The sequence below is a fragment of the Micromonospora sp. genome, from assembly GCF_048594385.1.
Classification (GTDB): Bacteria; Actinomycetota; Actinomycetes; order Mycobacteriales; family Micromonosporaceae; genus Micromonospora; species Micromonospora wenchangensis.
In genome coordinates this window covers 1-11,226 of sequence record NZ_JBMDWU010000543.1, presented here as the reverse complement: position 1 = coordinate 11,226, position 11,226 = coordinate 1, and the positions used below count along the sequence as shown (strand labels likewise).

Genomic DNA, 11,226 nt, shown 5'->3' with positions numbered 1-11,226 from the left:
CCGGGTGCGGGTTGACCAGGGGTGGGGCGCCCCCCCGCCGGGGGGGGGAGGCCCATAACCTGTTGAACCCCGCCGACCCCGACCTCGACGCGGGCGGGGGAGGGGTTCAGAGGAGGTCGGGGATGGTGGTGCTGATCGGGGTGGGGAGCACGGTGGGGACGTCGGCGCGTAGCGCCTCGGTGAGTGCGTCGGCCAGGTCGGGCAGCGCGTCGACGACGCGGGCGGCGCAGCCGTAGCCGCGGGCGATGGCGGTGAGATCCAGGCCCGGCAGGTCCAGGCCCGGCACCCCCGGGGTGGACTTCAGCTCGGCGAACGACTTGAGGATGGCGTACTGCTGGTTCACCGGGACCAGCACGACCACCGGCAGCCGCAGCCGCGCGGCGGTCCACAACGCCTGCACCGAGTAGTGGAAGGAGCCGTCCCCGATCACCGCGACCACCGGTCGGCCCCGCCCGGTGTCCCGCTCGGCGAGGGCGATACCCACGGCGGCCGGCAGCCCGTAGCCGAGCCCGCCGCTGGCCATGGTGAAGTACGACGCCGGGCGGGTCACCGGGAGCCGACGACGCAGCGCGGCGAGGTTCGACGGTGACTCCTGCACCAGCACCCCGTCGGCGGGCCAGCAGGCGGCCAGCGCGGCGAAGAGCGCGTCCGCGTCGGGCGGGTCACCCGCCGGCGGAGGTGGCGGCGTCGGACGGGCCGCCGGTGGGGGCCGGTCGGCCGCCGGCAGCAGGTCCAGCAGCGCGGCCAGGGTCAGCCCGGCATCACCGAGCAGGCTGTCGCCCACCGGGGCCCGCGCGGCCTCGTCCGCGTCGTCGGTGACGTGCAGCAGCCGGGCCCCGGGCGGCAGGTGGTCGCCGGGCACGTGCGGGTAGTAGCGGAACACCGGCGCGCCGACCACCAGCACCACGTCGTGCCCGGTGAGTTTCTCGGCCAGCGGGGCGATCGCGTACGGCAGCACCCCCCGGTAGTGCGGGTGGTGCTCCGGAAAGGCGGCCCGCTCCGGTGCCGGCGCGGACCAGACCGGCGCGGCGAGCCGTTCGGCCACCGCCGCCGCCACCGGCCAGGCGGCGGCCCGGTCCACCGCCGCGCCGAGCACCAGCACCGGGTTGTGGGCGGCGGTGAGCAGCGCGGCGAACTCCCGAAGCCGACGCGGGTCGGGGGCGAACCGGGTGGCCACCGTCCGCACCTGCGGCGGCGGGTCCGCCGGCTGGTGCCAGTCGTCCAACGGCAGGGAGAGGTAGACCGGGCCGCTCGGCGGTTGCGCCGCCGTGGCGTACGCCCGCATGAACGCCGCCGGGACGTCCTGCGCCCGCACCGGCTCGTGGCTCCACTTCACGTACGGCTGGGGCAGCTCGGTGGGGTGCCGGTTGGCCAGCCGGGGTTCCATCAGCAGCATCTCCCGGCTCTGCTGCCCGGCGGAGACGATCAGCGGCGTCCGGTTGTGCCACGCGGTGACCAGGCTGCCCATGCCGTTGCCGGTGCCCGGGGCGGTGTGCAGGTTGACGTGCGCCGGCCGGCCGGTGGCCTGGGCGTACCCGTCGGCCATGGCGACGGCCGACGCCTCGTGCAGGGCGTGCACGTAGTGGAAGTCGGCCGGGAAGTCCTGGAGGAACGGCTCCTCGGTCGAGCCCGGGTTGCCGAAGACCGTGGTCAGGTCGAGGGCGCGGAGCAGGTCGTAGGTGGTCTCCCGGACGGTCGCCATCGCCCTCCGCCTCCGTGTCCCCGACCCGTCCGGTGTCCGCCGGGACCGGACCCCTGACCTGCCGAATCTAGCGGGCGGCAGCCGGCGTTCCGCGTGCTTTGCCGGCTATTGCCCTGTCCGGGGCTGCCGGGAGGCCGTCCGGGCCGAGCGGCGACGGGTCAGGGGAGGGGGAACGGGGTCCGGATGCCGTCCAGCGCGTGCCCGCAGGGGCAGTCGCGGTCGGTGGGCAGGGCGGCCACCGCGTCCAGCAGTACGCCGCGCAGCCGGTCGGTGTTCTCGCCGAAGACCCGGAACACCTCCTCCTGGGTGACCGAGTCGCCCGCCTCCACCCCGGCGTCCAGGTCGGTGACCAGGGCGATGGAGGTGTAGCAGAGGGCCAGTTCGCGGGCCAGCACCGCCTCCGGGTGGCCGGTCATGTTGACCACCGTGCCGCCCATCGCGGCGTACCAGCGGGATTCCGCACGGGTGGAGAAGCGTGGCCCCTCGACCACCACCACCGTGCCGCCGTCGACCGCCGGCACGTCGCGCCCGGCCGCCGCGTCGAGCAGGGTACGCCGCCCGACCGGGCAGTACGGGTCGCCGAACGCCACGTGCACCGCGCCCTGGTCGTAGTAGGTCTGCACCCGGCCGCTGGTGCGGTCGATGAGCTGGTCGGGCACCACGAACGTGCCGGGGCCCAACTCGGGGCGCAGCCCGCCGACGGCACAGGGGGCGAGCACCTGGCGTACCCCGAGCGACCGCAGTGCCCACAGGTTCGCCCGGTACGGGATCAGGTGCGGGGGGTGGCGGTGATCACGCCCGTGCCGGGGCAGGAACGCCACCGACCGGCCGCCCACGGTGGCGATGGTGAGCACGTCCGAGGGGGCGCCGTAGGGGGTCTCGACCTGGTGTTCCGTGGCGTCGTCGAGGAGCGCGTACAGCCCCGAACCGCCGATCACCGCGATGTCCGCCGTCGGACCCATCGATCCTCCCTCGACCGCCCTCGATCACCTGTCGGTCAGACCTTAGCCACCGCACCGGGTGCAGGCTATGGTGCCAGGCATGGCGGTGAGAGCACAGATGGTCGGTGGTGCCCGGTTGTCGGACCCGGTGCGCGGCTGACGATGTCCGAGACGCAGGGGGAGGGACCGGCGATCAGCGGTCGTGCCGTGGAGTCGATGACCGGGCGGCTGCTGGTCGCGACGCCGGCCCTCAAGGATCCGAACTTCGATCGTACGGTGGTGCTGCTGGTCGCCCACGAGGCCAACGGGGCGCTCGGGGTGGTGCTCAACCGGGCCACCGAGGTGGCCGTCGCGGACGTCCTCGGCGAGTGGAGCGATCTCGCCCGGCATCCGGCGGTGCTCTTCGAGGGCGGCCCGGTGCAGCCGGAGTCGGCGATCTGCCTGGCCCGGATGCGTCATCCGATGCGTCGGCTGAAGGGCTTCCAGCCGATCTCCGGTGCGGTCGGCACCGTCGATCTGTCGTCCGATCCGGAGCGGATGCGCGACAGCATCGGCGGCATCCGGGTGTTCGCCGGCTACTCCGGCTGGGGCTCCGGGCAGCTGGAGCAGGAGATCGAGGACGGCTCCTGGTTCGTGCTCGATGCGCTGCCCGGGGACGCCTTCGTCGACCGTCCGGACGACCTCTGGCCGATGGTGCTGCGCCGGCAGGGCGGCATGATGGCGGCGGTCGCGCACTTCCCGCCGGACGTGGCGTTGAACTGATCCGCCGGGGACCCCCGCGAGATGACCATGCTCGGCCGCGTGTGTATAGTTCTCTCCGTGCCCGGGCGACCGGGGACGACCGCAAGGGGCCGTGGCGCAGCTGGTAGCGCACCACACTGGCAGTGTGGGGGTCAGGGGTTCGAGTCCCCTCGGCTCCACCCTTGAGGCAACAGGTCAGCGGCCTGGTCGAGCATCGACCGGGCCGCTTTTCCGTATCCGGCCCCGGCTGGCTGCGCCACCCGGGCCGGGGCGGCGTGCGTCGACGGGCTGACGATGCCGGACACCCCGACGCCGGCTGGGGTCGGTGGCGCGGGGTGGCCGGTCGTCCTGACTCCGCCCTTACCGGGCCGGCCGCCCGCGCGCTGGGGTGTGGGGACCGGCCCACCTGCCCGGCTGGGGTTGCGGGGGTGGGTGGTCTCCTGCGCCGGGGCCGGCCGCGACGACGGAGGGACCGTCACGGGTACGGGCGACGGACTGCCGCAGATACCGGGGTGCTGGGGTCACCGACGACGGTCTGCTCCGCCACGGTGTGGACAGGAGCGGCCGACGCGGACGGTGTGGCCGGATCCGGGCAGGGTGCGCCGAGGCGCGGAGCTGCCGATCAGAACGGAACGAGGGCCTTGCCCGCGCCGGTGCCGGGGCGGATGGCGGGGAACTCCGGTCCCTTCCAGTGGCCGATCGGCGCGCGGGTGATGGCGGGAACGGCCGCGACGGGCTCTTCCACGCTCATGTCCACTCCCGGGGGCCGGCGGCATCTGGTGGAGAAGCTAGCCGCCGTCACGGGCCCGGTCAACCAGGGGAGACGTATCGTTATCTGCCCGCCGACCTGCGTGTTCGCCGGGTTGGGCGGAGTGCCGGCAGTCTGCGTTATGGCGCAATGCGAGATAACGTTCCGCATCTTGACAGAGGTTTTCGGGCCCCGTACCTTCGCTGCAAGTCGGCGAGGCGTCAGGGTGCTGCTGGGGTGCAGCCCGACCGCCCGAACCGACCGTGACCAGCGTTGCCCGGCCATGCCGTGACGCCGTCTGCGGTTCTCGCGGCCCTGATTGATTCCCTCGAACCGGCAATTCAGGCATTCAGCACCATCACCAAGTCGATGCAGCTCGCGTCGGAACCGCACCGCAGCAGCCAGGCGGTCGTATCCGTCGCGGCAGAGCCGTCCCTTCGTATCCACCGAACGCCCTCATTCCCGCAACCGGCACCGGCAGCGGGAGACGTCGGGGCCACGCGCGAAGCACATAGGAGCATCACGATGAACACACGACGTACCGGTGCGATGGTCGCCCTCGCCGCGCTGCTCTTCACGAGCGCCTGCGGCGGGGCCGAAGGCGCTGCGGACAACGCGGACGGCACCACGAAGGTCTCCGTCACGACGTTCGGCTGCGAAATCTGGAACACCTGGGCGATCGGGAAGGGCGTCTACGGCAAGCACCGCCTCGACGTCGAGCTGGTCCGCTCCGGAGGTGGCTCGGCGGCGGTCGCCGCAGTGCTCTCCGGGGCGGCCGACTTCGGCTACGTCAACGGCTACACCGCGATCAACGCCTACAACACCGGCTTCCCGATCCAGATGGTGTCCGGGGTGAACGTCAACGCGCTGCCGCCGGCCAAGCCCGCGCAGGGCGTCTTCGTCGGCAAGGACTCCCCGATCAAGGCGGCCGCCGACCTCGCCGGCAAGAAGATCGCGGTCAACGAGATCAACGGGATCAACCAGATTGTCACCGCGAGCTGGCTGAAGGCCAACGGGGTCGAGCCGGACAGCGTCAGCTTCGTGGCGCTGCCCTTCACCGAGCAGATCCCCGCCGTGCTCAGTGGACGGGTCGACGCCGCACAACTGGGCTACTCGCTGCTGGGCAACAACAACGACAACGTACGCAGCCTGGCCGACCCCTTCGCCAGCAGCGACAAGATCTACATCGCGACCTACGTCGCCGCCAAGAGCTTCGTCGGCAAGGGCGACGCCGCCAAGCGCTTCCACGAGGCGATCGCCGAGACCGCGCAGCAGCTCAGCGACCCGGCCAATAAGGACGAGGCGTTCCGGCTGCTCTCCGAGTGCCAGAAGGTGCCGGCGGAGACCCTCGCCGCACAACCGCAGAACGCTCTCGAAGCCGCCGTCGACGTCACCGCGCTGGACCGGATGGCCCAGCAGATGGTCGACCTGAAGATGCTCCAGAAGAAGCCCGACCTGGGGCCCTTCGTCACCGACTTCGCGCGGTCCTGACCTGTCCTGTCGTCGCGGTAGGCGGGCCACCATGAGGGGAGAGGACGTGACATGGCGTCGGACGTCCACGTGATTGACCAGGTCGAGGCGGACGCCCGACCCACCGGCGGGCCCGTCGCGGCCCGCCGGTGGGGCCCCACACCCGACTGGGTGCTGGGAGTGGCGGGCGTGGTGACCATGTTCGTGCTGTGGGACCTGGTGGTCCGGACCGGGACGGTCTCGGTGGACTCCCTGCCGTACCCGGTGGACACCCTGCAACGCGCCGGCGAACTGCTCGTCGACGCGACGTTCCTGACCGAGGTGGCGCAGACCCTGTGGGCGTGGCTGCTCGCCATGCTCGTCGCCAGCGCCGTCGGCATTCCGCTGGGGCTGACCCTGGGCTACTTCTCCGCCCTCTACCGGCCGTCGTCCTCGGTGGTACACGCCGGCCGGTCGATCCCCTCCTCGGCGTTCCTGCCGATCGCCATCCTGATGTTCGGCCTGGGCACCCAGATGAAGGTGTCCCTGGCGATCTACGCGATCTTCTGGCCGATCCTGCTCAACGCGATGTACGGCGTCCGCGACACCGAACCGCTGATGCTGGCCACGGGGCGGAGCATGGGCTGGACGCGTACCCGGCTGCTGACCCGGGTGGTGCTGCCGTCGGCGGCCCCGTCCATCGCCACCGGGCTGCGGGTGGCCAGCTCGACGGCGCTCATCGTGGTGCTCTCCGCCGAACTGCTCGGCGCCACCAACGGGGTGGGAACGGTGATCACCACGTACCAGCAGGCGCAGCGACCCGACTTCGTCTACGCGGGCATCCTGCTAGTCGGCCTGCTCGGCATCGGCCTCTACAACGGCTTCAACCTGGATGAGCGCCTGGTGGTGCCGTGGGGCCAGGCACAACGGGAGGGTGGACGATGAGCGGGCAGGGGCTGAGCCGGCCGGTGGTCACGTCGGCGTTGGCGGTGGGACGCGGGGTGCGGTCGCTGTGGCTGCTCGCCCTGCTGCTGGTGGTGTGGGAGGTCGCCGCCCGGATGGTGGGCTCCCTGTTCGTACCGCCGGTGTCGCAGATCTTCGGAGCGTTCGTCGACACCTGGCTGTCCGCGTCCCCGTCGTCGCTGTTCCTCAGTTCCCAGTTCCGGGCCGACGTCCTGCCGAGTCTCGTCCGGCTCGGCCTGGGCTACGGCGCGGCGACGGTGCTCGGCGTCGGTCTCGGCATCCTGATCGGGGTGTGGCGGCCGGCCGGCGCGTTCTTCAACCCGCTGATCCGACTGGGCATGTCGGTGCCGGTCACCGCTCTGCTGCCCATCGCCATCGTGCTGTTCGGCATCACCAGCGGGATGAACGTCTTCCTCATCGCGCTGGGCTGCCTCTGGCCGATCCTGATCAACACCTACGACGGTGTCAGGGGCATCGACCGTACGGTGGTCACCGCCGCCCGGAGCCTGCGACTGACCCGGCGGCGCTACTTCCTGCGGGTCCTGCTGCCCGGCGCCAGCCCGGCGATCTTCGCGGGGATGCGGATCAGCATCGGGATCGCGCTGGTCCTGATGGTGATCTCCGAGCTGTACGCCGCCACGGCCGGCCTCGGGTTCTACATCGTGAGCCAGCAGCGGCTGTTCCAGTTCCCGCAGCTGTGGTCGGCGATCGTCCTGCTGGCGCTGCTGGGCATCCTCTTCAACGCCGTCTTCGCCCTGGTCGAGCGGGTGCTGCTGCGGTGGCACCGCAACGTGCGCCCCGACAGCGCGGAAAGCCACTGACCGACACCACGTAGGAGCCCCGGATGAACCCCGTGACGACCAAACCGCAGCAGCCCGGTGCCGCCCTCGACACCCCCGTGCTCGACGTGCAGGAGTTGAGCAAGTCCTACCGGTCCCGCAAGGGCGACGTGCCCGCCGTACGCAGCATCGAGTTCGCCGTCCACGCCGGGCAGTTCGTGTCGGTGGTGGGGCCCTCCGGCTGCGGCAAGACCACCCTGATGATGTGCATCGCCGGGCTGCTGCCCATCTCCGGCGGCGCGGTCATGTTCCGGGGGGAACGCATGTCCGGTCCCCGTGACGGCGTGGCGGTCGTCTTCCAGGACTACAGCCGCTCGCTGTTCCCCTGGTTGACCGTCGAGAAGAACGTCGCCCTCCCGCTGCGGGACCGGGGTCTGCCCCGCGCCGAGATCCGGCAGCGGGTGCAGGAGTCGCTGGAGATGGTGGGCCTGGCCCACGCCGCCGGGTTGCACCCGTGGCAGCTCTCCGGCGGCATGCAGCAGCGGGTCGCCATCGCCCGGGGGCTCGCCGTCCGGCCGGAAATGCTGATCATGGACGAGCCGTTCGCCTCGGTGGACGCCCAGACCCGGGCCAGCCTGGAGGACCTGCTGCTCAAGGTCTGGGCGGAGACCGGCACGACGGTGCTGTTCGTGACCCACGACATCGACGAGGCGGTGTACCTGTCCGACCGGGTGGTCGTGCTGTCGCAGGGCCCGTCAGTCGTCGTGGCGGACCTGCCGGTCACCCTCGACCGGCCCCGCGACCAGATCGCGACCAAACAGACGCCGCTCTTCGGTGAACTCCGCGAGCACGTCTACTCCCTGGTCATGGCGTCGCAGCGACGGACCTCGCTGGCGGGGGAGCCAAGCTGACCGGGTGACCGGGCCGCGTCGACGCGGCTTACGGGCGGGACGGGCCCCGCGGGGGATGCCCGTCCCGCCCGTCCGTAGTGCTCTGACCAGTTCTACCGCTCAGGACGCACCAGGACCTGCCATGCGAGAACGACCGCTTCAGGGCGTGGGTGCCGAGGCTGAACTGCGGACGAATTCCTTCTTTGGCAATTCCCCGACTCGCTGGGGCGATAGCTGACGGCTGTAGACCTGGATCAGGTCGTCCGTATCCCTGAAGATGATGACGTAGGACGTTCCACTGGGTCCTGTCACTACGGTCATGGTCGGGTCGGTCGCTGCATTTTCGGCATGGTCGGGGTCAGGGTTCAATAGCTGCCACTTTAGCAACGGCTACCACGCCGCCACGAACTTCGTCAGCAGCACCGCCTCCTGGGCATGGAACTACGGCACCCGGCTCTGGAACCAGGGAATCTCCGCCCTCAGGTCATTCGGGCAGATGCTCTACAACGGCGCTACCAGGCTCTACAACAAGGCTAAAACTGCCGTTGGAAACACCTACCGCAACATCAAGGAGGGCGTCACCAACCTCCGTACCAATGCCACCAACTGGGCTAAAGAACAAGCCCGTGCCGCGGCGCAACGAATATACGAAGCCAAGAAGGCGGTAACCAACGCCGCGAAGGCCGCTGTCCGGCAGGCGATCAAGTTCACCAAGCTGCCGGTCGTGGCCGCGCTCACCAAGCCGCTGTTAGCGGGAGTCAAGCTGGTGTCCGGCGGCATCAAGGTCATGGCAAGCGTCGTCGCCGTCACGCAGCAAGCCATCCGTGACCCCGACAAGTTCCGGCAGAAGTTGTTCCTCGAAGCAGCTCAGCGCCTTGCCCCACTCGTCGAGGGCGCCAACGAGATGTGGGACAAGGCGACCCAGTTCGTCGAGGACCACGCCGCTGAGATCGCCGGCATTGCCGTCGGTGCGGTCGTCGGCATCGGCTGCGGGGCCGCCATCGGCTGGACCGGTGTCGGCGCCGTCGCCTGCGGTGCCCTGGCCGGAGCGGTCGGCTCTGCCGTCACCGGATACATGAACGGCAAGCGCGGATGGGATCTCGCCGGCGAGACCGCGCTCGGTGGGCTCTTCGGTGCCGCTGGTGGGGCTGCTGGGACTGTCGGAGGCGCGGCCCTCGGTGCAGGGCTCCGCGCTTTAGGCGGGGGAATGAGAGCAGCCGGCGGTAAGGCCGTCAGCGCAGGTCTCGGTGAGGCACGCACCATCGGACGCGGGCTCATGAGCCGGAGCGGCGGCTGCCTCGGCCCCGGCAACAGCTTCACCGGCGACACGAAGGTCCTGATGGCCGATGGCAGCCACAAGCCGATCCGTGACGTGAAGCTCGGCGACAAGGTCCTGGCCACCGACCCCACCACGGGGCGGACCGCGCCGCGAGTAGTCACCGCTCTGATCGTCGGTAGCGGTACCAAGCAACTCGTCGACATCACCGTCACCATGGGCGGCCCTCAGGGCAGCCGCGCCGAGACGATCACCGCCACCGCTGGGCACCCCTTCTGGGTCGCCGACCAGCAGCAATGGCGCGAGGCTAAGGACCTCAAACCCGGTTACACCTTCGAAACCGCCGACCACGGACCAGCAGCCGTAGCCGGTACACGCCTCCGCACCCAACCCGAGATCGTACACAACCTCACCGTCGATACCCTCCACACATACTATGTGATAGCCGGTAAGACGCCGGTCCTCGTACACAACTGCGGACCAGTTCCAAACAACCGACCTCCTGGGGATATTTCTCTGGAGCTGATGGAAGCAGATCTTGCGGGGGTTTCACCTGTTGCGGCGGGTACTTCCGGCTTCTCGCGCGCGGCCTCGGGAAGCGGGGACTTTCTCTGGACAGTGGGGGAGGGGGGAAATCTGAACATGGTTGCTGCGGGGCGTGGTATTTATCACACGGTAGCGTCGGGTGGTGCTCCTGTTATGGGAGCAGGGCAGATTTCTTTCCGGAATGGTGCTGTGACGTCGTTCGACAACATGACTGGCCACTATACCCCGTGTCCCAGTTGTGCTGGTACGTTCATTCAGCGAGGCGTGGACGCCTTTGGTGAGGCAGGTATACGGATCCCGCTAAGAGTTATTAGAGACTACGGCGGAAGGGCTCCATAGTGGAAGCGCAATCAGAGTTGCAGGAACTTCGGTCGGTCCCGCTCGACTCGTTCGGTGAGTGGCTGCATGCTCGGTTCCCGCGACGGGTGTCGCCCCAATGGTGGCAGGCGCTGTTCGAGTCGGTCGAATCGGCCGTTAGCCCGCTGAGGAATGCTGATCGCTCTCAACGGATAGCCGACCTGAGGCTCGGTGCTGCGGCTATAGTTCTGGCTGTCGAGCGCCATGATATTGATGCATCGTTGGGGGCGTACTGGTTGCTTAGGCTTGCGGCGGCAGCGGTTCGCCTCGACTTGCCGGATAGTAATTTGCCGGTCGTGCTGACGCCTGACGGGTCTGCTACTTGGGCGCTGGAGCATGTTCCGTTGCCGCGGGCGGAGGCAGTGGCAGCGGCTCAGTCTAGGCGAGGGCAGTACTTGGCCGCCGATGAATCATTCTTCGCTCCTGTTGGGTCTCTCTACGACTCTGCAAGTCAGGAGCCTGATGCCCAAGTGTCGGCGCTAATGGGGGTTGAGAGAATATTGTCCGCGCTGCCATGGATTATCGATCACTTGACGAATCCAGAAGTTCGTCGGGAAGTCCAGGCTTGGCTTGCGATTGAGGGGCAGTTGTGACGGAGGGCTTTCTGGCGGGCTTACGCCTGTACACCGAGTGCCCGCCTGGCGTTACGTGGCCGAGCCGGAGCAGGTGACGGAGTTTGCTGATGCCCTGCCGGTGTCAGCACGAGGGCCGAAGGAGTACGTCCTGCCCCGTCAGGGAGCAGGTGGCTGGGTGGGATTCCGGGCGGCCGCACGACCTGAGGGTGGCGGGCGGGCCCCGGGGGGGGCGTGCCGGCCCCGCGCGGGGGGGGTTTTT

General features: G+C 69.7%; 9 protein-coding genes and 1 tRNA gene. 7 read left to right on the top strand and 3 right to left on the bottom strand.

Annotation, left to right across the window (positions count from 1 at the left end):
- Positions 1–106 precede the first annotated feature (106 nt).
- On the bottom strand, positions 107–1,702 hold the full coding sequence (gene mdlC, locus ACOJTC_RS28930) for a benzoylformate decarboxylase (RefSeq protein WP_420119258.1): 1,596 nt from the start codon (positions 1,700–1,702) through the stop codon (positions 107–109).
- A 158-nt stretch (positions 1,703–1,860) separates the two neighbouring features.
- A complete protein-coding gene (locus ACOJTC_RS28925) occupies positions 1,861–2,664 on the bottom strand; it encodes an S-methyl-5'-thioadenosine phosphorylase (protein ID WP_088642981.1) in 804 nt (267 codons plus the stop codon).
- Between the two features lie 141 nt (positions 2,665–2,805).
- On the opposite strand from ACOJTC_RS28925, the gene ACOJTC_RS28920 reads away from it, so the two are divergent.
- Positions 2,806–3,405 carry a YqgE/AlgH family protein gene (locus ACOJTC_RS28920; protein ID WP_088642982.1) on the top strand — a complete coding sequence of 200 codons (600 nt, stop codon included), beginning with the start codon at positions 2,806–2,808 and terminating at the stop codon, positions 3,403–3,405.
- Between the two features lie 85 nt (positions 3,406–3,490).
- Positions 3,491–3,563: transfer RNA gene (locus ACOJTC_RS28915), tRNA-Ala, on the top strand.
- Positions 3,564–4,006: 443 nt separating this feature from the next.
- On the opposite strand, the gene ACOJTC_RS28910 is transcribed toward ACOJTC_RS28915, so the two are convergent.
- Entirely contained in the window at positions 4,007–4,135 is a 129-nt protein-coding gene (locus ACOJTC_RS28910) for a hypothetical protein (RefSeq protein ID WP_255553766.1), read from the bottom strand.
- 522 nt (positions 4,136–4,657) lie between these two features.
- On the opposite strand from ACOJTC_RS28910, the gene ACOJTC_RS28905 reads away from it, so the two are divergent.
- From ACOJTC_RS28905 to ACOJTC_RS28885, 5 genes are all read left to right on the top strand, one after another.
- Positions 4,658–5,623 (top strand): ABC transporter substrate-binding protein, encoded by a 966-nt coding sequence (locus ACOJTC_RS28905; protein WP_420119257.1) that lies wholly within the window; start codon positions 4,658–4,660, stop codon positions 5,621–5,623.
- 51 nt (positions 5,624–5,674) lie between these two features.
- Positions 5,675–6,526: an ABC transporter permease gene (locus tag ACOJTC_RS28900; protein WP_420119256.1), complete on the top strand. Its 852-nt coding sequence runs from the start codon at positions 5,675–5,677 to the stop codon at positions 6,524–6,526.
- Positions 6,523–7,365, top strand: coding sequence for an ABC transporter permease (locus ACOJTC_RS28895; RefSeq protein ID WP_204927311.1), 843 nt, complete (start codon positions 6,523–6,525; stop codon positions 7,363–7,365). The genes ACOJTC_RS28900 and ACOJTC_RS28895 overlap by 4 nt, the downstream gene beginning before the upstream one ends.
- Positions 7,366–7,388: 23 nt before the next feature.
- The gene (locus ACOJTC_RS28890) at positions 7,389–8,234 is read left to right on the top strand and encodes an ABC transporter ATP-binding protein (protein ID WP_420119255.1); all 846 of its coding nucleotides are present in this window, start codon (positions 7,389–7,391) and stop codon (positions 8,232–8,234) included.
- Between the two features lie 298 nt (positions 8,235–8,532).
- A complete protein-coding gene (locus ACOJTC_RS28885) occupies positions 8,533–10,374 on the top strand; it encodes a Hint domain-containing protein (protein WP_420119254.1) in 1,842 nt (613 codons plus the stop codon).
- The last annotated feature ends 852 nt before the right edge of the window (positions 10,375–11,226 follow it).

What these genes read in the sequence shown, in the direction of transcription:
- ACOJTC_RS28905 (WP_420119257.1), top strand. Translation starts at nt 4,658, where the DNA reads ATGAACACACGACGTACCGGTGCGATGGTCGCCCTCGCCGCGCTGCTC.
- ACOJTC_RS28910 (WP_255553766.1), bottom strand. Translation starts at nt 4,135, where the DNA reads ATGAGCGTGGAAGAGCCCGTCGCGGCCGTTCCCGCCATCACCCGCGCG.
- ACOJTC_RS28920 (WP_088642982.1), top strand. Translation starts at nt 2,806, where the DNA reads ATGTCCGAGACGCAGGGGGAGGGACCGGCGATCAGCGGTCGTGCCGTG.
- ACOJTC_RS28900 (WP_420119256.1), top strand. Translation starts at nt 5,675, where the DNA reads ATGGCGTCGGACGTCCACGTGATTGACCAGGTCGAGGCGGACGCCCGA.
- ACOJTC_RS28890 (WP_420119255.1), top strand. Translation starts at nt 7,389, where the DNA reads ATGAACCCCGTGACGACCAAACCGCAGCAGCCCGGTGCCGCCCTCGAC.
- ACOJTC_RS28895 (WP_204927311.1), top strand. Translation starts at nt 6,523, where the DNA reads ATGAGCGGGCAGGGGCTGAGCCGGCCGGTGGTCACGTCGGCGTTGGCG.
- ACOJTC_RS28885 (WP_420119254.1), top strand. Translation starts at nt 8,533, where the DNA reads ATGGTCGGGTCGGTCGCTGCATTTTCGGCATGGTCGGGGTCAGGGTTC.
- ACOJTC_RS28925 (WP_088642981.1), bottom strand. Translation starts at nt 2,664, where the DNA reads ATGGGTCCGACGGCGGACATCGCGGTGATCGGCGGTTCGGGGCTGTAC.
- mdlC (WP_420119258.1), bottom strand. Translation starts at nt 1,702, where the DNA reads ATGGCGACCGTCCGGGAGACCACCTACGACCTGCTCCGCGCCCTCGAC.